Below are 20,215 nucleotides of genomic sequence, written 5' to 3' on the forward strand. Positions count from 1 at the left end.
GTCAGATGAGCACCACCCCTGCCCCCGATCCCGCCCCGACGCCGGGCAAGGCCACCTCTTCCAAGGCGGCCCGCCTGGCGACGTATGCCATCGACGCCCCGATCGTGCTGCTCGTCCTGCTGGTCGGCGTGCTGGGCTTCATCGGCTCTTTCGACGGCATGGTGCAGGCCATGAGGCCCTACTTCGGCAACCTGGCCTGGATCGTCCCCACTGGCATCGACGCCTCCATCCTGGCTTTCTCCGCGGCCGACCTACGGCTGATCCTGCGCGGCCTGCCCGTGGCCGGACTCCGCTACGCCGTGTGGTTCCTGTCGGCCGTCACCGTCGCGCTGAACTTCATCGGCGCCAAGGACGCCGTCTCCCGCACCGCGGCCGAGACGGCGGGCGCCGCGACCGGGGTGGTTCCGGCCGCAGGGGCAGAGGTGCCGTGGCTGGACCAGCTGATGGGTCAGGTCGCGCACGCCATGATGCCCGTGCTGTGGATCATCGCGATCGAGGTCGGCCGCAAGGCCGTGGCGAAGTTCTACCGACTTGAGCACGACGCCTACATGGAGCCGATCCCGTGGGACATGTGGCTGCGCCCGGTAACCACCGCCCGCATGTGGCTACGCCGTCGTACCTCACGGATCAAGTCCCTGGATGAGCTGGTGGCGCGCGACCAGGCGCGGCTGCTGGCCATCATGCGCCTGCGCCACCAGGCCCGCGCCCAGGGCGTCCGGCTGTCCCGGTGGCGGTGGCGGCGGGTGGCCACCGCCGACGAGCTGTGGGCCATTCGCACCTACAACCTCGACCCGTCCGGCGCGATGCGCCGGACGGCCGCCGTGGTCTCCCGGGGGATCCTGTCGGCCGACCTGGTGGCCGCGACCGCCGTCACCGCCGCCCCGGCCCCGGCGGCACTGCCCGGCCCGGCCGAGGCCAGCGTGGCGGCGGGCGGTGGCGCAGCCCCCGTGCATGCACCCACCCCGGCCCCCGTGCACGCACGCTCCACGGTCCCGCCGCCTGCACGCCCCGCCGACCCCGTGGCCGTCCCGGCATTCACCGCGGCGGCTGTGAACGGCCATGGTGTGAACGACGTGAACGTTCCCGCCGAGCCACCGCCCGGCCGGCCGGAGAACGTGGGTGCGCGCACGTGGGCCAACCTGTTCTCCTCACCCGAGGGCAATGCCGCATGGGATGCGTATGTGGCCCACCGCGCGGAGACCGACGAGGTGCCGGAGGTGCGCCACCTGCGTGAACGGGTCGATCTGTCCAAGGACCGTACGACCGTGAGCAAGTGGATGCCGCTGTTTCACGCACGCTGGGAGGTCGAGCACGGCGTGGACGTTCACGCCGAGGCGGACGTGCAGGATTCAGACGAGGGCGTGGACGTTCACGCCCGCAAGAGCGTGAACGGGGCGTCCGACGAGGGCGTGCACGCCGTGCACGAGACGGTGCCCGACACCGTGGAGGGCCTGGTGGCCGAGGTGGACGCCATGACCGTGAACGGTAGCGCCCGGCCGTGAACGCCGGAGTGTGGCGGGCCCGTTGAGGCCCTTGCCCAGACATCGGGCAAGGGCCTCGTCAGCCGCGTCGGTCAGTTGTTGCCGCGGTAGGAGAACTCGCCCGCGACCAAGACCTGGTCCTCGGGAGCCGGGCGGCGGTCGAGTTCGTCGATGCTGCGATAGCCCAGGGTCAGGCTCGCGCGGGTGCCACGCCCGGAGTTGGTGCCGGCGGTGTGGAAGACGAGCCCGTCGAAGATCAGGGCGTCACCGGCGGCGACCGGGACGGGCAGCGCCTGGGCGTCGAGCCCGGCGTACCGGTCGTGCTCGTCCATCCACGTGCCTCCTCCGTCCAGCTGGGGGACGCCCATGCTGGGCAGGTAGTGAGAGCCGGGGATGATCTGGGTCGCGCCGTTGCCGACGGTGGCCTCCTCCAGGTAGACGACCACGGTGAGCACGCCACGGGTCCACTGCAGGATGTCGCGGTGCAGCCGGTTCTCGGTCTGGCCGGGCGGGTTGAGGGTGGCGTGGTTGTGCCGGTTGGTGATGTAGACGATGTTGGGGCCGAGGAGCGAGGTGAGCGGCCCGATCAGGCGCGGGTGCGCGATCAGGCCGCCGATCGCGAGGGGGTCGCGGTCGAGCAGCCCGTACAGCTTCCCGCCGCCCGCCGCCTGGTGCTGATCGGCGACGAACGTCGCGAGCCTGTGGCAGTCGTCGGGGCCGAGCACGCCGGGCAGGCGCAGGTATCCGGAGTCGCGGAAGTGCCGGACCTGTAGATCGTTGAGCGTGACCAGTTCCATCAGGCCTTCTTTCAGGCGTCAGCGGCGCGGACGCCGAAAGCGGAAGGACGGGGGGCGCGGCCGAACGCGCGCAGCCGTTCAGGGGTGCCCAGGTCCGGGGCCGGGCAGGCGATGTCCGCGACCGCGATGGCGTGGCCGGTGGCCAGCAGCCACGGCGCCACATCCCGGTACAGGTCGACGGGCCCCGGCTGGGGCAACGTTTGTGCGTAGGCGGCGAACGCGCGCCGGTACTCAGCGGTGTTGATCACCATGACGCCGACGCTCGTCACCGCCTCCCCGTGCGGGCATGCCGGTGTGGTGCCGGACTCGTCGGCGTGGATCAGCAGGCCGCTCGACGCGCGGAGCCGGCCGATGTTCTGTGCTCCCGGTCCGGGCCTGCTGGTGACCACCCAGGTGAGCGGGTGGCCCGCCTCCTGGTGCCTGCGGACGATCGAGGGGAGCTGCTCGAAGGGGAACAGCGTGTCGGCCGGCGTGACCACCACGACCTCGTCGCGCAGGTGAGCGAGCGCGGCGTAGACGGCCCCGGCGGTGCCGAGCGGCTGCCGTTCCCGAAGGATCCGCAGGCTGACCTCGCCGGTGTGGGCCTGTTGGGTGTAGCGGCGGATCAGCTCCCCGCCACTGGCCGGTGCGCCGGTGAGCAGGCAGATCCGGCGCAGCCCGGACCGGGCCAGGCCGGTGAGGGCCTGGCTGAGCATCGGCTGTCCCGAGGCCAGGCGCACCATCAACTTCGGCGTGGCCGCCAGCTCGGGGTCATCCTTGGCCGCGCGCAGTCGGCTGCCCAGGCCGCCCGCCAGGACGAGCACGGGCGGCGGTTCAGATTGAACGGACACGCTGGTGTACCAGCGTGTGGTCGAAGGGGACAACGTCCCTCCCAGCAAAGCCCGGGAGCATGCCGGACGGCCGGGGGCGTGGGCTACAGCAGTCCCAGGTAATCCAGCGCGAGATAGCCGACCTCGACATCGGTGCTCGCACCGGACCGTAGCTGCGCCCGGAACTCCTCCAACGGCACCAGGACCGTTTTCACATGCTCAGTCGAATCAGGGGTGGGGGCGGCGACCTGTAGGCAGTCGGTCGCCGCATAGCAATGGCGGACCATCGTCGAATACGCGTCGTCGTAGCAGGTCGTCAGGGGCGTGAGGGTGCCGGCGTATCCGGTCTCCTCCTGTAGCTCCCGCGCCGCGGCGCCCGCCGCCTCCTCACGCGGGTCGACGAATCCGCCGGGCAACTCCCGCAGGACGCGGGCGGGACCCGGCCGGTACTGCTCGACGAGGATCACCTCACGGTCAGGCGTGAGAGCAAAGACGCTGACCGCGGGCCGGACCGCCGCCAGGTAGAACGTCTCCGTGTTGCCGTCCGGCATCCGATACTCGACCGCCTCGATCGCCCGGCCGAACCTTCGCCAGACCGAGGTGCGCGAGATCTCCAGCCATGAACCGTCCGCAGTGTGCTCCACCGGACGGAGTGTACCCACCGCCGATCTTGCCATTCGATGATTCGACAGCGCCTGCCCGAACTTCCATGACCATCACCCCCCAACTCCGCTGCGTGACGAAACCTGTACACCTTGACGGTCTCGCAGTGCGGGGTCATCGTCGAGAGCATCCCGATGTGAAGGGATGTGAACGACGTGGCTCCTCGGCGTAGGCACCCGATCCTCAATCAGGCATTGGCGGCGGCAATCGCCCAGGCCGGTTGGACCCATGCGGTCGCGGCGGCGGCGATCAACCGGGTGGCCGCGGAAAACCTCCTGCCGCTGCGGCACTACGGCCCCTCAGCGATCGGGCACTGGCTGACGGGCACGATCCCCCAGCCAGAGGGCGCCTGTGCCGCGGTGGAAGCTTTCAGGCGTGGACTGCGTCGGCCGGATCTCACCTCGGCCGATCTCGGCTGGCCTGCCGCGCCCGCCGATGAGTCGGCCGACGATCCATGGCAAGGCGATCCCGTCGCCAAGCTGACCGCCCTCGGGGAGGACGACATGCTCAGTAGGCGTACAGCGCTCACCGCCGGGATGTACTCGCTGGCGGCACTGGCCTTGTCGGGCTCGCCTGGGCCGCCCGTCCAGCGTGCCGGGACACCTCGCCGCCGGGCGGGCGCCACCGACGTGCAGCGCATCGAGGAGACCACCAGGTACTTCTCAGACCTTGATGATCTGTACGGCGGCGGCCACGCCCGTACGGCGGTCGCCGCCTACCTCGTGCACGAGGTCACGCCGCTGCTGCACGACACCACCGGCCGCGCCCACCCGGCCCTGTTCAGCGCGGCATCCCGCCTGGCCTACCTGGCCGCGTACATGGCGATGGACGCCGGGGCGCACGGAATCGCCCAGCGCTACTACGTGCAAGCCAGCCGCCTCGGCGCCGAGGCGGGCAGCCCGGCGTTGAGGGCGACCGCGCTGCGGTCCATGGCAGTGCAGGCGCTGGAACTCGGCCACGCCCGCGAAGGGCTCGATCTGGCGGACGCCGCCGCCGCCGCGTTAGGCACCTGCGGGCCGCAGCGTACCCAGGCGTGGGTCACCGGAATGCGCGCCGAGGCCCATGCCGCCGTCGGCGACCGGCGGCAAGCCCTGGCGTTGCTCCGGCGGGCCGAGGCCGAACTGGAGCGGGCCGATTCGGTGCCGGAAGCCGAGTGGATCGGCAACTACCGCCGCGAAAGCCTCGAACATCAGACCGGCCTGGCCCTCACCGCTCTGGGAGAGCACTCCACCGCAGTCAGCCACTATGAGGCGTCCGCGTTCTGCCGGCGCCCCGTAGAGCGCCGTACCCGCGTCATGATCGGGGCGCGGCTCGCCCACGCTCAGCTTCGTGACGGTCAGCCCGATCGCGCGGCCGACACCGTCCTCAAACTCCGCGACGACCTGGCGGCGGTGTCTTCGGCCCGGACCCGCAAGACGCTTGTGCAGGTGCGCCGGCAGTGGCATCCGCAGCGGAGCGTTCCCGCCGTAATGGAGGCGGACAGCCTCGTGGCGGGGGTTTTGCGCCGATAAGGAGAGCGAGCGCCGCCACGTCGACCGGCCGGGTCGTGTCGATGCGGTCCCGGGCAGCCCGTTGACCAGTACGGCGACCACGACCTGACCCTAGCTCTCGCCCTTGCCGGGCACCGAAGGGACTTCCAGAAGGTTGGGGCTCCACCCCGCGAAGATGTAAAGCGCTTTACACTCGCTGCGTATTGTGGCTTACATGATCCTTGTTGAGTGCGACGAGAACGCCGCCCCCACCCGCCACCTCCTAGCGGCCCTGACCCGCCTCACCCCCCACACCTACGCCACCACCGGCCAGGCCCTGGTCGACGCCTCCCTCGGCGAGCACGCCGTCCTGCGCATCACCCCCCACCCCGACCACGACGAGTGCGGGTTCGAGGGCACCCACGCCACCTATACCCTCCGCTGGTCCATCCCGGCCCTGTGCCAGTTCGAGACCACCGGCCCCGCCCCCGCCTGCCACACCTGCCGGGCCTACGAGCCCTACGACCTGCCACCCGACCAGGTCATCACCCAGCGGGTACCCGAGCACCTGTGGTGGCACGACCTGACCGAACCGGCCTCCCTGCGCGCCGCGGTGATCCCCGCCGCCGAACGGCTGGCCGCCGCCCCCACCCTCGCGCTGGAGGGCATGGACGAGCGGCACGTCGCCCTGATCGGCGGCCCCGACAACGCCCGCCGTCTCCTGGCCGACCGCCAGCACGTGGCCATCACCTCCGACTGCTCGGCCGAGGTCTACCGGTGGGACGAGCTGGCCGTCACCATCACCGACCTGCACCAGCAGGAGGTGCGCGCCCTGACCCCCCTGGAGCGCGTCATGCAGGGTGGCGCCCACCTGTACCAGCTGCTGCTGCGGCAGGCCCACACCCGCGAGGGGCTGGCCCGGCGCATGCGCAACGCCCAGGGCGCCGGCGCCACCGTCGTCGAGCTGCAGCGCTACGGCGGCGTCAGCCGCCCCACCGTCTACACCTACCTGGGCGCCGTCCAAAACCGTCCGGCCTCCCCCGCAGGCCAGCACACCAACCACGAGGAGAACGCATGAAGGCCGTCCTGTCCCTGCCGGAGATCCTCGACCTGTTGGCCAAGGTCTACACCGACAACGATCCCCTGGTGCGGCGCGTCACCGCGATGCAGCGCATGCTCAGGCAGAAGGAAACGATCACACCGATCACGATCGACATCCTCAACAACGTCCTGGGCAACGCCTACGACCGCTCGGCCGACCAGCGCGAGGATTACCACGACAGGCTCGTGCAGGTGCTCGGCGCCGAGCGGGCCCGCCGTATCGCCACCGCCGACATCATCGACGACCGGCAGGCCCCGCCGATCGATGACGAGGAGGAGGACTACACCCGCGACAACCTGCCCGAGGACGAGGTCGGCAAGTGGGTGCAGGTGCGCATCTTCCAGTCCCTGGGTGTCCTCGCCGCCGACGAACCGGACCGCTCCGGGCAGAACGCATGAACGCCGCCATGCCCCTGGAGGAGATTCTCACCATCGCCGCCCGGCTGTTCACCGACGGCCCGGTCCTGCCGAGCCAAATCGCCGCCATGCAACACGCGCTCAACGGCCCCGATCCGATCGCCCCGGTCTCCCTGGAGATCCTGGCCACCCAGATCAGTCACGAGTACAACAAGAGCACCTGGGGACGCGAGGGCTACAACAATCGGATCGTCGACATCCTGGGGCGCCGGCACGCCGAGGAGATGGTCGGCGATCCCGAGGCCGCCCGCCTGTCCGGCACCGCCCTGGGGGCCCGGGTCCACCTCCGGCTGCAGCAAGCCTTGGCCGTCCTGCAGATCCAGGCCGACAACCCCATGCACGCCCTCACGCAGAAGTGAACGGCGCGCCCCGACGTCCCGGCCACCGTGAATCTGCACGGCGGCCGAGGCGTGCAAGCGGGCGTGAAGGCGTGAAAACGCAGGTCACGGCAGCGCACCCCTCAGGCAGGCGCAAGCCGGAGGCGTGCGTGCACGGCGTGAACATTCACGCGGGCCGGGCGCCGCCGTCGGCGGGTGACCTCGATGTGTCGCCCGTGGAAGTTCAGGGCGCTCTACTGGTTGCATCTCCACCTTCTCTTGTGGTCTACTAGTTGCACATAAGGCAACCAGTAGAGCGGAGGGATTTGAATGAACGACCTCGAAAAGATCACCGCAGTCGGCCAGCGACGCCGCGAGGCCGCCGCCCACCTCAACGAGGCGGCCGTCCCGCTGCGCGCCGCCCAGCTCGCCGCCGCCAGGGCGGGCGCCACCCCCAGCGAGATCGCCAAAGCGGCCCTGGAGGCCGTGTCCCGGCAGTCGGTCACCAAGTACCTCACCCAGCAGGGCGAGGACGCCGCGCACGTGGCATGGCAGGAAGCCGGGTGCCCGACCAAATACGAGGCCCTGGCAACCGTGGAAACGGCCGCCGCCCCCTGCCTGCCGCGCCTGCGGGAACTGAGCGAGATCATCGACAACCTCACCATGCTCATGCGCCAGGCGCTCGACGACGGCATCGCGCCCACCCAGATCGCCGATGCCTGCGGCTTCGCCAACCGCGCCGCCTGGGTCTACATCGCCGCCATCCGCCTGGAGCAGGACGTACGCCGAGCCCTGAAGGCCGCAGGCCTGACGGACGTGCCGACCAGCGATGGCTGCGGCGCAGACGCGGTCCTTATCCGTCGCGACCGCACCGTGGTCTCCCTGACCATCATCGGCTGGGAGAAAGCCTGGGCGCACGGCACCGAGGCCATCGATCGCGAGATCGAGAAGGTCGCCGGGCAGGTGGTGGAGGCGCTGGCCACCATCGGCGCCTCCATCTCCGAAAGCAGCCTGCCCGGCCTCGCCAAGGGATACACGGTGACCGTCAGGCGCGACCACGCCTAGCACGCACCACGCGGGCGGGTTTCGCCGGACCCCCTCGACATTGTCGCTAAGTAGACGTACATTAGAAGTAAGAAAAGCGACGCCACCCTAGGAGAATGATGAACGCCACTCGCGAGTACTGCCGGACCTTCTCGGCCACCACCAAGCACGTCATCCACCCCGACAGCCCCGACAAGACCCTCTGCGGCTACAACGTCTCGGCCCCATGCGCCGAAACCCTGCGCCGCAATCGCGAGTTCTACTACGGCCTGGAGACCTGTGGCCGATGCGAGAAGTCCGCAGTCAGCCGCGGCCTGGTCGAGGGGCCGGAGATCTACCGCGAGGAGAAGCCCCGCGTCATCCGCTACGCCGAGCGCTTCAACGGGGTCGCCTGCATCATCGACGCCGACTACTCCAGCACGCTGTGCGGCTTCGGCATCGGGGAGAGCGACGCCCGCACCGACACCACCGGTCTGAAGCCCTGCAAGAGCTGCGGCCAGCGTGCCGCCGAGGACGGCTACTACCACGCCGACGACCAGGCGGAGGCCCAGGCGTGAGCAGCGAATGGAACGTCTCCGTCGACCTGATGAAGGCCAACGGCGCCTGGTGGGCGACCCCCGAAGTGGAGGGCCTGGAGGAGGAGGCGCGAGGCGAGGGATGGACCGTGACGCACACGCCGCTGAGCAGCCACGTGCGCCTGCACGGCCCGGTTCCCGCGACGCAGGCCGACACCGAGCAGGGCGCCGCCCTGCTCGGCGGCGAGATCGTCACCCGCCTGATCGAGGCCGCCGGGATCACACATCCGATCCGCATCACGGGAAAGGGGAGCAAGCCGTGAAGATGTTCCGCTGCCCCACTTCCGGCCTGGGTGCCCGCACGGAAGTCGTCCCCTCCGTTCTTCGGCGAACGGCCAGGATGCTGGTCCTGTGCCTGGCGGCCACGGCCGCCACCGCCGCAGGATGCACTCAAGGCCCCGGGCCGGCGACGGGCATCGTCGTCGACAGCGTCCGCGGGACGGGCAACTCCGCCGACGGCATCTCCGCCACGTCGTACGTCAACGTCCGGCGCAAGGACGGCCAGATGTGGACCGTCGACCTATCCGACGATCAGCAGCGCAGGTGCCCGGTCGGCGCCCGTTACCCCGCCTGTCTGAGAAAGCGGCGGTAGTTCGCTTCCCCTTGAAAGATAACTAAGTAGACGTACAATAGAAATTGTCCACCATACCTCTGCTTTCGGGAGGCCTCATGGCCATATGCGACAACCTCAGCGTCGGTCTGGTGATCGAACGCGACGGCGCGTTCCTCGGCTTCAACCGCAACACTCCACCGGTCGGGTTCGCCTTCCCCGCGGGCCACGTCCTCGACCACGGCACCGACGCCCCCACCGACCCCCGCCAGCTGCTCGCCCTCGTCGAGAAGGCCGCCCGCGAGGAGGCCAAGGAGGAGGTCGGCCTCACCGTCGTCTCGCTGGAGCCGGTGATCAGCGGCCTCTGGCAGGACAACGCCTGCAGGCGCGCACCGGGCCCGAAGGGGGTCGGTCACCGATGCTTCGTCTACCGGGCCACCGTGACCGGCGAACCGACCCCCAGCCCCCGCGAGACCCGCGACCTGCGCTGGGTCACCCGCGCCGACCTGCAGGACCTGGCCAACCGAACCGCCGACCACGCCGAGGGCCTCATCACCCCCGAGAAGTTCGCCGCCGACCCCGGCGCCGAACCGGTCTGGATACCTTTGATGGTCAAACTCGGCCTGATCCTCATGAGCCCCGGCGACCGCGACCGTATCGCCGCCCTCGCCCGCCAGGCCCCCGCCCGCCTCTGACCCGGACCGCAGTGGCCTCCGCTCACCGGCGGAGGCCACCCCACTCCATCGGGAGAACCATGTACGCCTGCAGATTCACCGACGAAACCGGCACGCTCCAGATCGCACTCCCCACCGAGGGCAGCGACGCCCACACGGTCGACATGTGGACCAGGGTCCGCCGTACCTGGCAGGAAGATCGCGGCATCCCCAAGGACGCCGTCGTGGTGCGCCACGACGGCGACGACGCCTCGTGGGAGCCGGTCACTCGGCTGGGAAGGTGCGACCAGTGCCTGCTCACCGTGGAACTGGACGAAGACGCCAAGCCCGTCGAGCACTCCGTCGGATACGCGGCCTGCGGGGGAAGTAGCCGCTACGCCCGCGAGATGCTGCCTCTCCAATGATCAAATTCGAGGAGACGATCCGCACGTCCACCCTGACCCTCATCGCCCAGGTGGTCGAACGCGCCCGCCTGCCCTTCGACGGGTGGCAGTTCGACGGCAGCGACCCCGACGCCCTGCGGGTCTACCGGGCCGAGACCCGGCGCCTGCGCGAGCTGACCGGTAACCCGCGTGCCGAGTTCTCCATCCCCAGCCGCCTCTACCTCGACGGCGCCCGGGGCGACCTGCTGGCCGCCTCGCCGCCCGGCCGGGACAACGACGAGGCCGGCGAGGCTCAGGCGTTGCAGGCGGTGCTCGACGCCGCGGCGCCGGTGCTGGCATCCCGCGGCCTGCGGGTGCCCACGCTGGCCGGCGACTACCTGCGCTCGCGCTACGCCGGATGCCTGGTCTGCCCCTGCACCGGCGGGTGGATCGCCCCCCGGCCCCTGCGCGTGGACGACGGTCTCACGGCCGACGTCCATCTCACCGTGGGTGCCGTCCACTCCGGCCGGACGCCCGCCGGGGAGGCGTCATGGGACTGAGGCGTTACCACAGCGACTACACCTCCCACCTGGAGCGGGTGAGCGGGGTGCGGCGGCCGTTCGTGCCCCGCTTCGCCTGGGTGCCCGTGTGGTCGTCGCAGACCGGCGAGATGGGCGCAAAGAGGCGGATCGTCGCCCCCTGGAGCACCTACACCTGAGTGTTTTGCTCGCACCACCGCGGCGCCCTCGGCATGCTGTGTCGAGGGCGCCGTTTTGATGTGGGGAAACATTCACCGAATGCTAAGTAAATGTACAGCGTTTAGTGGTCCAACATCCCTGATCGGCGTCCCCCGCGCTCCCGCCCGGCACCGCTCGGACGGCGCGGTCACTTGCCACCACTACACCCCAGGGGGACCTATGCTCGCCCGTACCGACCGACCGCGATATGTGATCGAAAAGATCCTTGCCGACAAGGACGCCGCCACCGACCTGCTGGTCAGTACCATCCGCCAGCAGATCGAACTGCGCCGGGGAAAGGTCACCACGGTCGATGGCGTCTGCATGGCCAACTGGGACGGCGACCTCATGGCGGCCATCCACGCTACCTGGGACGGCGCCCCGATGATCCGCACCCACGTGGACATCACGCGCTGGATGACGGAGATGGTGCCCTACATGCGCGAAGCCGGGCGGGTCCGGACCCTGCGCAGCAACGGCACCACCACCACCTACTGCGTCACCTGGGCCGCCCCAGACCCAGAGCCGAGCACGGATGACACGGGCCCGCGCGATGCCCCGGTGGCGCAGGAGGCGGGCAAGGCGGCCCCACCGGCCCCCGCGCCCGCGTCGACCTCCGCCCCGGCCGTGAAGGACGAGCGGATGGCCACCTGCCCCGAGTGTGGCTACCACGACAAGGCCTACTCGGTGCAGATCCACCTCAACAAGCTCCCCGTCGGCGGTCACCCGCGCGACGGCCACTACCCCTGCCCGCACTGCCCGGCCGTCATCGTCTACTGCAAGGCCTACGTTCAGCACCTGCGACGCCTGCACGCCGCCCAGTACGCCGGCAAGAGCGTCTGCTTGCACTGCCCGGACATGCCCTGGTTCCTCAGCCGGGGGGACTACAACCGCCACGCCGCCGACGTGCACGGCAAGGCCGGCGTCGGCATCCCCCGCCTGGAGCTGGACACCGCCGCGCCCCGGCCCGCCCCTGCGCAGCCCCGGCCGCGCGAGACCGCCCCCACACCGGTGCGGTCCGTCGCATCGGCCCCGGCCGTCGTGGCTGCCACGCTCGCCGACGGGGCGCTCACCGTGTCGCCCACCCTGCGGGGGACCATCGCCGCCCCTCCGCCCGAGCACACCGGCCGACTGGACCTGACGGCCGCGGCGGGCACCATCGTGGAGATCATGGGGCGCTTCACGAAGCAGGAGGCGATCATCGCCGCACAGACCGAGCAGATTGCCGAGCGGGACGAGAAGATCGCCGACCTCGCCCAGCGACTGGAAGCACGGGACAGGATCCTCGGCCAGATGAAGGAGCTGATGGAGTCCGCACGCTGACGCGCCGGGCACCCCGCCGGGTGCCCGGTTCGGCGATCCCCTTGACCAATCACTAAGTGTTCGTACAATATTTGGTGTGGCCGGTTGGAGCGTGTCCGGCCCTCGTTTCAGGAGGCTGACACCATGACCCGCCAGACCACCGGCCCGATCACCAACCTGGGCCTGAACCCCGCGGCCAAGTCCGCCCGCGTCGCCCGAGGGGCGTGAGGCATGAAGCGCTTCATCGCCTCCGGGGTGTTCCTGCCCGTCGACTGGGCCCGCGCCATCGGCCTGCCCTCCCACCGCCGCCAAGGCAGCGTCCTGGTCACCGCCACCAGCAGGAAGCACGCCGTCGAGGTGCTGGCGGCCCGCGGCCTGTATGCCGACCAGGCCAACCACCTGGCCGCCGACCTACGCCTGGACCGCGCCCCCGTGCTCCCCGCCGGCGTGCGGCTGATGAGCGAAGCCGCAGTGATCGACCTGGATGCCCCCGGTGTGCACCTGTGGGCGCAGAACCGCGCGGGGGAGGTCATCGTCCGCGCCGAGGACACCCCCGCCGGAACCCTCACCGTCGTCGGCCGCTTCACCCACGATGACACCGCCACCGGCCGCGGCCTGTACGTCGAACCCGTCACCGAGGAGGAATCCTGATGACCGAGAACACGACCGCCACCAAGGCGGCCACGAACCACAACGCCTCCCAGTTGTGTCAGGCGCTGGAGTTCACCAAGGACCAGCTCGCGCGGGCCCGCGCGGCGGGCCTCGTCCCCACGCCGGACGTCAAAACCTCCCGCTGGTCCGGCCCGGTCGTCGAGGGCCTGGTCGCCCGCCGCCAGGAGATCCTCGACGGCCTGCCCGACGACCTGGACGCCGAGCAGCTGCGCCAGTCGCTGGGCCTGTCCCGGCGGCAGTGGGACCGCGCCCGGGAGGCCGGGCTGATCGGCGAGCCCGACCGGGCGCCGTACTGGACCCGCGCCGCCGCCGACGCCCTCGCCCGCCGCGGCGAGGAGCTGCGGCAGGCCCCCGCCGGGCTGCGCTGCTACTTCGGTGAGGTGGTGAACCTGCCCGAGCCGTGGGCACGCGCGGCCGGGTGCCCGGGGGATATGTCGCTGGGCGGCATAGTGGTCGTGGCCTCCTCCAAGAAGGACACCGCCACCCTCATGGGGTCCTTCCTCGCCACCCCCGAGCTGGGCAAGTGGGTGGCCGACGGGCTGCAGTTCGACCGCGGCCCGCAACGCTGGCAAGCGCTGCAGGCGGCCCTGAACGCCGGGGTGATCAACCGCCGCGCCGCGGGGGTCTACATCTGGCGAGGCTACGAGGACGGCGACCCGGTGATCCAGGTGAAGGGGCCGGAGACGTTCGCCACCCTCGGCCACTTCCGCAAGACCCCAGGCAGGCACGTGTACATCGAGCCGGTAGGCGACCATGCCGGATGACATCTACCGGCCGGCCGCCGGGGTAACGATCAGCTGGCATCTTCCTGAAGGCTCTCGGATGGAGATCACCTCGGCCTCCGACGGCTACTTGTCCGGGGCCGTCTGTCCGGCTTGTGGTGCCGGGGCGGTCTATCTGGTCGAGGCGGTCGCGCTGCGCCGGGTGGCGTTGGCGGGCATGATGCCGAAGCTCGGCGGGGAGTTCGGGGTGCGGGCGTTATGCCGGGGGCAGGAGTGCGTCGTGCCGCCATCGCCGGTCGTCACCCCCTCCCGGCCGCGCAGCTACGAATAGATCCTTCTGGGAACGTCGGGGCCGTCACCGATCGCGGTGGCGGCCCCGCGGTGTTTCCGCCCTTATCCCCTTTGCATCTCTACTAAGTAGACGTACAGTAAACGTGAATGAAGTTGTTTCCCGGAAGGAACGCCCATGACCACCCCCGACGGCAGCGGCAGCCCCCGACGTGCTCGGCGCTCCGGAAAAGACATGATCCTTCTTCGCATATTCGGCGTCACCGCAGCCAGCCTGCTCGCTGCGATGACCTTCGTCTACGTCAACGCCAGCGGCCAGACGTGGTTCGCCATCCCCGGCCTGTCGCTGGCCGTCCTCTTCCTCATCACCCCCACCCGGAGGTAACCATGCGCACCCCCTGGCTCCACCTGACCTACTTGATCGCCCTGTTCAATGGATAGGCGCGACGCTAACGACCCGGCCACGGCATCATCGGCGCACACCCAGGCTCAACCCGCAAGAGGCCCCATGCCCGTCCAGTCCCCGCCGTCCTGGGCGTCGGACTACACCATCCGGCGCCCACGGCGGCCCGGCAGGATCCGCCGCATCGCCGTCTCTGGATCCTCCACCTGGCCGATGCGCCTTCCCGGGTGGCGCGAGATCGTCACTGACGCCCTCGACGACCAGCTGCGGCGGCTCACGGCCGGCGACACGCTGATCATTCGGCACGGCGACGCCAGCAAGGGCGTCGACCGCATCGCCTCCCAGTGGGTGGAGGCCAACCTCAAGGTCGCCTTCCTCGCCGGGATCACCCTCGCCGAGGAGACGGTGCCCGCCGACTGGGAACACTGCGCCCCCACCTGCCGCCCCGAACACCGCCGGGTCAACGCCAAGGGCATCCGCGGAGCGGGCAAGACGTTCTGCCCGTCGGCCGGGCACCGGCGTAACCCCGACATCCCCACCCACCCTGATTACCCTGTCGATCTGCTGCTGGCGTTCTGCCTGAACAACTCACCAGGAACGAGTAAGACCGTTGAATATGCACGAAGAGCCGAGGTCAACCACCGGACCTGGCACGCCTACCGAAAGCCCAAGCCCCGCGCCGCTGCGGTTCCTGCCGCCGCCGTGGGAGTTCGTGACGCTGCCTGAGGGCATGAGCGACGAGGTCAGCGCTCACGAGATGGCGGCGCTGTTCACCCAGCTGGCCATGCTGGGTTCGCTGCCGTGCGGCCTGACCCGCATCGACGCCCACCAGATCCACGCCTGGCACGACCACCGGGCCCGCAACGGCTTTCCCGCCTCCCTGCCCGAACGACGCCACGAGGGCCGCTACCGGCCGGTGCGGGTGTGGAACGTGCTGGAGGCGGTGCAGTGGCTGGCCAGCTATGTCCCGGGCAAGGCGGGCGCGCCGAAGGGCAACAGCAACGCCCGCACGCACGGGATGTATGCCGGGCGGCGGGCGGCCCAGGCCGCTGCGCGGGCGGCGAAGTCCTGTCCTTGTACGAATACTTAGCGAAAACCTCTTGCGCTCTCACTAAGTAGCTGTACAGTTAAGTGTGTTGAAAGGAAAGACGGCCCCCTATCGCCCGGGAGAGGTAATGAACGCCAGCGAAGGCACCCCGCACTCCACCCCCTGCACCATCTGCGGAAGCGGCGCCATCCCCGACGACCTGTTCGACGGATACCGCCACGTGATGAACTCCTTCGACTGGAGCCACAAAGCCCAGGTCGACCCCGCCCCGGCGGAGCCCGCCGTCCCCACCCGCGGGGACCTCCTCGCCTGCAACGGCCAGCCGGTCGTCGTCATCCGCCTGGACTCCACCGGCGAGATGACCGAGATCTTCCCCGGCGACCACTACGACGGCTATAGCAGCCGCGGCCGGATCTTCTGGGTTCGCACCTCCGACCTCGGGCCGCGCACCGACGCCACCGCCTGGCGCATCCGCCGCACCTCATTCCAGAACAGGAACCGCCCGGCCTACGTGGCCGAGGCTCGCTGCCCCGACACCACCGGCCGCACCGACGCCGGGATGTGCCCCACCTGTAACCGCTACCTGCGCACCCCCGGCCGCCACCGCCCCAACCAGAACGGCGCCTACGGCTGGCTGGAGTTCTACGCCGACCGGACCTTCTACTTCGTCCCGCCCGGCGGGACTCCCCGCCGTACCCGCTGACCACCACATCGCGCCGGACGGCGCCCCCCCACCACCCAATAACTAAGTAGCCATACAATCATCTCGGGTTAACCCCGGGGACAACGCCCCCAGGAGCAGATCATGACCAGCCCCCTTGCCCTCGTCCGTCCGTCCTTCACCGCCGAGGACTTCGACACCGACGACCTGGCCCCCGCCCGCCGCCGTGACCGCACCCTGCCCCGCGCCGCCCGCCGGGGATCCCGCGGACACCGCGACCGCTGGTTCATCGCCGACTCCGCCCGCTGCAACCGCTGACCCGGCCGCCCGGCTCGTCACCCCGCCCCTGAAGCAGGCGCGGGGTGACGTTCCAGGTGGCCGGGCCGCCGCCCGCGCCGACCCCTCACGCCGACCCACGGAGAACGCCATGCGCATCGACGCGCGATGCATCACGGCCGCCGGGATCCTTGCCGCACTGATCCAGGTCCCGATCTTCCTCTCCCTGCCGTTCCTGGGCGCCGCCCTGGCCGGCGTTACGACGGCCAGCCTGACCATGCTGTATCTGCTTTCCTGCCTGGCCCCCCCGCGCCCCGTCTGCACCGGGATACGGATCACCCGGCATGGCAGGCGCTGGCACCTGACCGCCACCACCACCCTGACCGACCTCGACTGCGCTCCGGCCGTCGGCGAGATCTCCACCAGCGTGATGTCCACCCACAGCATGAGCCTCATCCCGCTGCCGCAGACCTACTCCGCCACCATGGCCCTGTGGTCATACCTGTGCGACCACGAGATCCGCCTGCTCAACCCCGTCCTGGTTGTGGAGGCGTCCGTCCCGCTCCTGCCTGCCGAGGAGCAACACCTGCGCGCCATCGCCGCCGAACTCGGCTGGCCGATCTCCTTCGAGATCGAGATCGCCACCCCCGAGGAGGATTAGTCCACGCGCCCGGCCGCCTGCACCTGCGCCGAGCACCTCGGGTGCGACGCATCCCCGGCCGTCGGGCCGAGGGTCATACACCCTTCACAACTTCGGATCAACACGGGGGGTTGCGTGTCGTACTCCAGTACGAACGTGGCATGGTGGCATTGTGTCCACCCAGAGCCGAAACCTTCGCCCGCCGGTCCCCGAGGTCGAGCCCCTTCCCCAGCACATCAGCAACCCCTGCCGTCGCGGCGACCACGGAATGTGTCAGGGGCGCGTGCTCCTCATCCCCGCCGCCGATGACGGCCGCCGCTTCACCCGCTGCGAATGCCCGGTGTGCAAACACCCGGCCATCCGGACCATCCGCATCAAATCGTAGCCGCCGAAAGCACGCGACCTAAAGGACCGCCGCTGCCTACCGTGCAGCGGCGTGAGCACCCACACGGCTGCACGCCGCATCGAGTACATGCCGCTCCGTGACATTCCGAGAGCGGTCCGTAACCCCAAAGATCACGACCTGCCCGCCATCCGCACCTCCATCGAGAAATTCGGCTGCCTGGTCGCCGGTGAACTCGACGAACGCACCGGGCGCCTCGTCGCCGGGCACGGCCGCCTGGAGGTCCTGGAGGCCATGTGCGAAGAGGGCGCCGACCCGCCCCAGGGCATCGAGCGCGTCGACCCTGACGACGCCTGGCGGGTGCCGATCGTGCGCGGGTGGTCATCACGCTCCGACGCCGAGGCAGAGGCCTACATCATCGCCGCCAACCGCATCCCCGAAAAAGGCGGCTGGGAACAGCAGCTACTGGCCGAGATCCTCGACGACATCGCCGCCGCCAGCCCCGACCTGCTGGAGCTGACCGGCTACACCGCCACCGACCTCGATGACCTCGTCGCCGACCTCGACGCCCGATCGGCCGAGGCGGGCAAGCCCACCGCCGACGCCTTCGACCTGGAGGCGATCCTGGCGAGCGACAAGCCCACCGACGGGATGAGCCTGGCCGAGCGCTTCCTCATCCCGCCCTTCACCGTCCTGGACGCCCGCAGCGGCTGGTGGCGCGACCGCAAACGCTCCTGGCTCAACCTCGGCATCAAGTCCGAGGTCGGCCGCACCGCCCGCACCTACAACATGGGCTTCAGCCACGACGAGCCCCACGACACCGAGGGCCAGGGGATCAGCGTGTTCGACCCGGTGCTGTGCGAGCTGGCCTACCGGTGGTTCTCCCCGCCGCGCGGCCAGGTCGTCGACCCCTTCGCTGGCGGGTCGGTCCGCGGGATCGTCGCCGCCTCCCTGGGCCGCTCCTATCTCGGCATCGACCTATCAGAAACCCAGGTGGAGGCCAACCGTGAGCAGGTGCAGACCATCCTCCGCCCTGCGGCGGCATCGTCCGTGGACAACGACGGCGCCAAGCACCCCCAGCGCGCCCCCGGCGAGGTGACCTACCGCGTCGGCGATTCCCGGCAGATCCTCAAAGAGCTGCCCGGGGAATTCGCCGACATGATCTTCTCCTGCCCGCCGTACCTGTGGCTGGAGCGCTACAGCGAGGACCCGGCCGACCTGTCGACCATGACCGAGGACGCCTTCGCCGACTCCTACGCCGACATCATCGCCGAGGCCGCCCGCGTGCTGCGCCCCAACCGCTTCGCGGTCCTGGTGGTCGGCGACGTGCGCCACCCCCGCACCGGCCGCCTGGTCGACCTGCGCGGCATCACCATCCGCGCGGCCGAGGCCGGCGGCCTCACCCTGCAGTCCACCGCGATCCTGGCCACCCCCCTGGGATCGGTCGCGCTGCGCACCGGCCCCCAGTTCGTCAAATCCCGCCTGCTGGGCCGCGCACACCAGGACGTGCTCGCCTTCGTCAAGGGGGAGCGGCAGATGGCCGCCGACGCCTGCGGCCCGGTCGAGGTCACCATGCCCGACGTCCTGGAAAACCAGGAGATCCAGAGCGCAGAGCCCTCGACAACCTCTTACTAAGTAACCGTACTATGGATTACGAGCAAACAGCCTGACCACTAGGAGGAAACCATGGGCCTCGCCCGCGAGCTGACCATGGGGACGCGCCGCCGCCGCACCGCCAAAAACCCCGCAACGGCCAACCTGGGGCGCATCGTCTCCCTGCCCGAAACCACCCTCGCGGAGCTGGAAAAGGCGGTCGACGCCGTCAATCGATCCCCCCGCGCCCTGACCGCCCGCGAGGCCGCGGTCCTGACCGACGCCATGCGCCGCATCGCCTGGCTCAAGGCCCACGCCGCCCCCACCGAGTAGCCGACCGGCCCCGGGGTGGCCGCCCCGGGGCCGGTCCAAGCCCATCGAGACGAGGAACCCATGACACTCCCTGTGAACGTGGAGACCATCCACACTGCGACCGTCGGCGGCCGACGCTACATGGTCTGGCGCGTCGGCGCCGACCCGAACGGCTGGCAGTGGCACGCCTTCGGCGTCACCGGCCTCTACACCGACGACGAGGCCCGCACCCAGGCCTGGAAGCTCCCGCGCATTCCCCACTTCACCGCCTACCCGGTCAGCCCCGTCGGCCGGTGGCTCGGCGCACACGAGTGCTTCGGCACCGACCCCACCGTGACCGACGGCTGGGTGATCCGCGACGAGTTGAACCGCGCCACCCTGGGCCACGCGACCGACTACGACGACATGATCAAGATCGCCGCTCAGCACACAACCGTCTGACCTTCACCCACCCCGCCAAGGAGAGCCATGACCGGCACCATGGTCACCGCCCACCAGAACCCGCAGAGTCGCAACGCTCTCAAGGCCCAGACGGCCACCCTCGAATACCGCGCCGAAGGCCGCCACGTCGCCCTGTATGAAAACGGCGCTCGACTGCGCGTCGTCACCCGGCGCCCCATCACCCTTACGCTCGCCGGCGCCATTGCCGAGGCGCTCAACGGCGCCCTGGCCCGCGGCGCCGAGCACGGCGTGTGTGACCGGATGCGCGAGATGGCCAACGCCCTTAGCGGGCAGCCCACCCCTGGACACGTCCACTACGAGCACAGCCGGGACGGTGGCCGGATCGTCGTTGCCCGTGAGGACGGGTGCACCCCGACCCCCATCCTCGACCTGACCGCCCTGCGCCCGGCCTACATCGCCGGCGATGTGCTCAATGAGCTGTGGAGCGCCTTCCGGTGGGGCGGGGAGGTCGCCGCAGGGGTCCGATGACCTCCGTCCGTCGGCCCGCACCGTGTCAC

30 protein-coding genes are annotated in these 20,215 nt (G+C 70.2%); 27 read left to right on the forward strand and 3 right to left on the reverse strand.

All coding sequences use genetic code 11. The annotated features are described in order from the left end of the window. Positions 1-5 precede the first annotated feature (5 nt). Complete coding sequence (locus AB0395_RS22125; protein WP_366283204.1) at positions 6-1,502, forward strand: DUF2637 domain-containing protein; 1,497 nt, start codon at positions 6-8, stop codon at positions 1,500-1,502. Positions 1,503-1,573: 71 nt separating this feature from the next. On the opposite strand, the gene AB0395_RS22130 is transcribed toward AB0395_RS22125, so the two are convergent. The 3 genes from AB0395_RS22130 to AB0395_RS22140 form a co-directional block, all read right to left on the reverse strand. Then, the gene (locus AB0395_RS22130) at positions 1,574-2,278 is read right to left on the reverse strand and encodes a phytanoyl-CoA dioxygenase family protein (RefSeq protein WP_366283206.1); all 705 of its coding nucleotides are present in this window, start codon (positions 2,276-2,278) and stop codon (positions 1,574-1,576) included. An 11-nt stretch (positions 2,279-2,289) separates the two neighbouring features. Then, on the reverse strand, positions 2,290-3,108 hold the full coding sequence (locus AB0395_RS22135) for a sugar phosphate nucleotidyltransferase (protein WP_366283207.1): 819 nt from the start codon (positions 3,106-3,108) through the stop codon (positions 2,290-2,292). Positions 3,109-3,191: 83 nt separating this feature from the next. Further along, positions 3,192-3,731 (reverse strand): NUDIX hydrolase, encoded by a 540-nt coding sequence (locus AB0395_RS22140; RefSeq protein WP_366283209.1) that lies wholly within the window; start codon positions 3,729-3,731, stop codon positions 3,192-3,194. Positions 3,732-3,905: 174 nt separating this feature from the next. Between AB0395_RS22140 and AB0395_RS22145 the strand changes: the two genes are divergently transcribed. From AB0395_RS22145 to AB0395_RS22270, 26 genes are all read left to right on the forward strand, one after another. Next, the gene (locus tag AB0395_RS22145) at positions 3,906-5,261 is read left to right on the forward strand and encodes a hypothetical protein (RefSeq protein WP_366283211.1); all 1,356 of its coding nucleotides are present in this window, start codon (positions 3,906-3,908) and stop codon (positions 5,259-5,261) included. Between the two features lie 193 nt (positions 5,262-5,454). Then, positions 5,455-6,297 carry a hypothetical protein gene (locus AB0395_RS22150; protein WP_366283213.1) on the forward strand — a complete coding sequence of 281 codons (843 nt, stop codon included), beginning with the start codon at positions 5,455-5,457 and terminating at the stop codon, positions 6,295-6,297. Further along, complete coding sequence (locus AB0395_RS22155; RefSeq protein WP_366283215.1) at positions 6,294-6,719, forward strand: hypothetical protein; 426 nt, start codon at positions 6,294-6,296, stop codon at positions 6,717-6,719. Before AB0395_RS22150 ends, AB0395_RS22155 begins: the two co-directional genes overlap by 4 nt. Beyond that, positions 6,716-7,096 carry a hypothetical protein gene (locus tag AB0395_RS22160; RefSeq protein WP_366283217.1) on the forward strand — a complete coding sequence of 127 codons (381 nt, stop codon included), beginning with the start codon at positions 6,716-6,718 and terminating at the stop codon, positions 7,094-7,096. Before AB0395_RS22155 ends, AB0395_RS22160 begins: the two co-directional genes overlap by 4 nt. A 288-nt stretch (positions 7,097-7,384) precedes the next feature. Further along, positions 7,385-8,119: a hypothetical protein gene (locus AB0395_RS22165; protein ID WP_366283218.1), complete on the forward strand. Its 735-nt coding sequence runs from the start codon at positions 7,385-7,387 to the stop codon at positions 8,117-8,119. A gap of 95 nt (positions 8,120-8,214) precedes the next feature. After that, positions 8,215-8,655, forward strand: coding sequence for a hypothetical protein (locus AB0395_RS22170; protein ID WP_366283219.1), 441 nt, complete (start codon positions 8,215-8,217; stop codon positions 8,653-8,655). Beyond that, positions 8,652-8,936, forward strand: a complete 285-nt coding sequence (locus AB0395_RS22175) for a hypothetical protein (protein ID WP_366283221.1) — start codon at positions 8,652-8,654, stop codon at positions 8,934-8,936. Before AB0395_RS22170 ends, AB0395_RS22175 begins: the two co-directional genes overlap by 4 nt. Continuing rightward, on the forward strand, positions 8,933-9,265 hold the full coding sequence (locus AB0395_RS22180; RefSeq protein ID WP_366283223.1) for a hypothetical protein: 333 nt from the start codon (positions 8,933-8,935) through the stop codon (positions 9,263-9,265). Before AB0395_RS22175 ends, AB0395_RS22180 begins: the two co-directional genes overlap by 4 nt. A gap of 77 nt (positions 9,266-9,342) precedes the next feature. After that, complete coding sequence (locus tag AB0395_RS22185; protein ID WP_366283225.1) at positions 9,343-9,918, forward strand: NUDIX domain-containing protein; 576 nt, start codon at positions 9,343-9,345, stop codon at positions 9,916-9,918. 59 nt (positions 9,919-9,977) lie between these two features. After that, a complete protein-coding gene (locus AB0395_RS22190; protein WP_366283226.1) occupies positions 9,978-10,301 on the forward strand; it encodes a hypothetical protein in 324 nt (107 codons plus the stop codon). Then, positions 10,298-10,819 carry a hypothetical protein gene (locus AB0395_RS22195; protein ID WP_366283228.1) on the forward strand — a complete coding sequence of 174 codons (522 nt, stop codon included), beginning with the start codon at positions 10,298-10,300 and terminating at the stop codon, positions 10,817-10,819. The genes AB0395_RS22190 and AB0395_RS22195 overlap by 4 nt, the downstream gene beginning before the upstream one ends. Next, complete coding sequence (locus tag AB0395_RS22200) at positions 10,810-10,977, forward strand: hypothetical protein (protein ID WP_366283230.1); 168 nt, start codon at positions 10,810-10,812, stop codon at positions 10,975-10,977. The genes AB0395_RS22195 and AB0395_RS22200 overlap by 10 nt, the downstream gene beginning before the upstream one ends. Before the next feature lie 229 nt (positions 10,978-11,206). Next, entirely contained in the window at positions 11,207-12,319 is a 1,113-nt protein-coding gene (locus tag AB0395_RS22205) for a hypothetical protein (protein WP_366283231.1), read from the forward strand. Positions 12,320-12,529: 210 nt separating this feature from the next. After that, positions 12,530-12,949, forward strand: a complete 420-nt coding sequence (locus AB0395_RS22210) for a hypothetical protein (protein WP_366283233.1) — start codon at positions 12,530-12,532, stop codon at positions 12,947-12,949. Then, on the forward strand, positions 12,949-13,734 hold the full coding sequence (locus AB0395_RS22215) for a hypothetical protein (protein ID WP_366283235.1): 786 nt from the start codon (positions 12,949-12,951) through the stop codon (positions 13,732-13,734). The genes AB0395_RS22210 and AB0395_RS22215 overlap by 1 nt, the downstream gene beginning before the upstream one ends. Positions 13,735-13,792: 58 nt before the next feature. Continuing rightward, positions 13,793-14,023 (forward strand): hypothetical protein, encoded by a 231-nt coding sequence (locus tag AB0395_RS22220; RefSeq protein WP_366283236.1) that lies wholly within the window; start codon positions 13,793-13,795, stop codon positions 14,021-14,023. Between the two features lie 135 nt (positions 14,024-14,158). Next, positions 14,159-14,365, forward strand: coding sequence for a hypothetical protein (locus AB0395_RS22225; RefSeq protein WP_366283238.1), 207 nt, complete (start codon positions 14,159-14,161; stop codon positions 14,363-14,365). Between the two features lie 123 nt (positions 14,366-14,488). Then, on the forward strand, positions 14,489-15,109 hold the full coding sequence (locus AB0395_RS22230) for a hypothetical protein (RefSeq protein WP_366283239.1): 621 nt from the start codon (positions 14,489-14,491) through the stop codon (positions 15,107-15,109). Then, entirely contained in the window at positions 15,096-15,473 is a 378-nt protein-coding gene (locus AB0395_RS22235; protein WP_366283240.1) for a hypothetical protein, read from the forward strand. Before AB0395_RS22230 ends, AB0395_RS22235 begins: the two co-directional genes overlap by 14 nt. An 85-nt stretch (positions 15,474-15,558) precedes the next feature. Next, positions 15,559-16,134, forward strand: a complete 576-nt coding sequence (locus AB0395_RS22240) for a hypothetical protein (protein ID WP_366283242.1) — start codon at positions 15,559-15,561, stop codon at positions 16,132-16,134. Between the two features lie 102 nt (positions 16,135-16,236). Next, positions 16,237-16,410 (forward strand): hypothetical protein, encoded by a 174-nt coding sequence (locus tag AB0395_RS22245; RefSeq protein ID WP_366283243.1) that lies wholly within the window; start codon positions 16,237-16,239, stop codon positions 16,408-16,410. Between the two features lie 109 nt (positions 16,411-16,519). After that, positions 16,520-17,029, forward strand: a complete 510-nt coding sequence (locus tag AB0395_RS22250) for a hypothetical protein (RefSeq protein WP_366283245.1) — start codon at positions 16,520-16,522, stop codon at positions 17,027-17,029. A 415-nt stretch (positions 17,030-17,444) separates the two neighbouring features. Then, the gene (locus AB0395_RS22255) at positions 17,445-18,986 is read left to right on the forward strand and encodes a hypothetical protein (protein WP_366283247.1); all 1,542 of its coding nucleotides are present in this window, start codon (positions 17,445-17,447) and stop codon (positions 18,984-18,986) included. Positions 18,987-19,037: 51 nt separating this feature from the next. Next, positions 19,038-19,277 carry a hypothetical protein gene (locus tag AB0395_RS22260; RefSeq protein WP_366283249.1) on the forward strand — a complete coding sequence of 80 codons (240 nt, stop codon included), beginning with the start codon at positions 19,038-19,040 and terminating at the stop codon, positions 19,275-19,277. Positions 19,278-19,337: 60 nt separating this feature from the next. Next, positions 19,338-19,697 carry a hypothetical protein gene (locus AB0395_RS22265; protein ID WP_366283250.1) on the forward strand — a complete coding sequence of 120 codons (360 nt, stop codon included), beginning with the start codon at positions 19,338-19,340 and terminating at the stop codon, positions 19,695-19,697. Between the two features lie 27 nt (positions 19,698-19,724). Further along, positions 19,725-20,186: a hypothetical protein gene (locus AB0395_RS22270; protein ID WP_366283252.1), complete on the forward strand. Its 462-nt coding sequence runs from the start codon at positions 19,725-19,727 to the stop codon at positions 20,184-20,186. The last annotated feature ends 29 nt before the right edge of the window (positions 20,187-20,215 follow it).

Origin of the sequence: Streptosporangium sp. NPDC051023 (genome assembly GCF_040689595.1) — a bacterium.
GTDB lineage: Bacteria > Actinomycetota > Actinomycetes > Streptosporangiales > Streptosporangiaceae > Streptosporangium.

Excerpts from the sequence above, each read along its gene's own strand:
- AB0395_RS22125 (WP_366283204.1), top strand. The coding sequence starts at position 6 with ATGAGCACCACCCCTGCCCCCGATCCCGCCCCGACGCCGGGCAAGGCC.
- AB0395_RS22130 (WP_366283206.1), bottom strand. The coding sequence starts at position 2,278 with ATGGAACTGGTCACGCTCAACGATCTACAGGTCCGGCACTTCCGCGAC.
- AB0395_RS22150 (WP_366283213.1), top strand. The coding sequence starts at position 5,455 with ATGATCCTTGTTGAGTGCGACGAGAACGCCGCCCCCACCCGCCACCTC.
- AB0395_RS22155 (WP_366283215.1), top strand. The coding sequence starts at position 6,294 with ATGAAGGCCGTCCTGTCCCTGCCGGAGATCCTCGACCTGTTGGCCAAG.
- AB0395_RS22160 (WP_366283217.1), top strand. The coding sequence starts at position 6,716 with ATGAACGCCGCCATGCCCCTGGAGGAGATTCTCACCATCGCCGCCCGG.
- AB0395_RS22165 (WP_366283218.1), top strand. The coding sequence starts at position 7,385 with ATGAACGACCTCGAAAAGATCACCGCAGTCGGCCAGCGACGCCGCGAG.
- AB0395_RS22170 (WP_366283219.1), top strand. The coding sequence starts at position 8,215 with ATGATGAACGCCACTCGCGAGTACTGCCGGACCTTCTCGGCCACCACC.
- AB0395_RS22185 (WP_366283225.1), top strand. The coding sequence starts at position 9,343 with ATGGCCATATGCGACAACCTCAGCGTCGGTCTGGTGATCGAACGCGAC.
- AB0395_RS22190 (WP_366283226.1), top strand. The coding sequence starts at position 9,978 with ATGTACGCCTGCAGATTCACCGACGAAACCGGCACGCTCCAGATCGCA.
- AB0395_RS22195 (WP_366283228.1), top strand. The coding sequence starts at position 10,298 with ATGATCAAATTCGAGGAGACGATCCGCACGTCCACCCTGACCCTCATC.
- AB0395_RS22200 (WP_366283230.1), top strand. The coding sequence starts at position 10,810 with ATGGGACTGAGGCGTTACCACAGCGACTACACCTCCCACCTGGAGCGG.
- AB0395_RS22210 (WP_366283233.1), top strand. The coding sequence starts at position 12,530 with ATGAAGCGCTTCATCGCCTCCGGGGTGTTCCTGCCCGTCGACTGGGCC.
- AB0395_RS22215 (WP_366283235.1), top strand. The coding sequence starts at position 12,949 with ATGACCGAGAACACGACCGCCACCAAGGCGGCCACGAACCACAACGCC.
- AB0395_RS22220 (WP_366283236.1), top strand. The coding sequence starts at position 13,793 with ATGGAGATCACCTCGGCCTCCGACGGCTACTTGTCCGGGGCCGTCTGT.
- AB0395_RS22225 (WP_366283238.1), top strand. The coding sequence starts at position 14,159 with ATGACCACCCCCGACGGCAGCGGCAGCCCCCGACGTGCTCGGCGCTCC.
- AB0395_RS22230 (WP_366283239.1), top strand. The coding sequence starts at position 14,489 with ATGCCCGTCCAGTCCCCGCCGTCCTGGGCGTCGGACTACACCATCCGG.
- AB0395_RS22240 (WP_366283242.1), top strand. The coding sequence starts at position 15,559 with ATGAACGCCAGCGAAGGCACCCCGCACTCCACCCCCTGCACCATCTGC.
- AB0395_RS22245 (WP_366283243.1), top strand. The coding sequence starts at position 16,237 with ATGACCAGCCCCCTTGCCCTCGTCCGTCCGTCCTTCACCGCCGAGGAC.
- AB0395_RS22250 (WP_366283245.1), top strand. The coding sequence starts at position 16,520 with ATGCGCATCGACGCGCGATGCATCACGGCCGCCGGGATCCTTGCCGCA.
- AB0395_RS22260 (WP_366283249.1), top strand. The coding sequence starts at position 19,038 with ATGGGCCTCGCCCGCGAGCTGACCATGGGGACGCGCCGCCGCCGCACC.
- AB0395_RS22265 (WP_366283250.1), top strand. The coding sequence starts at position 19,338 with ATGACACTCCCTGTGAACGTGGAGACCATCCACACTGCGACCGTCGGC.
- AB0395_RS22270 (WP_366283252.1), top strand. The coding sequence starts at position 19,725 with ATGACCGGCACCATGGTCACCGCCCACCAGAACCCGCAGAGTCGCAAC.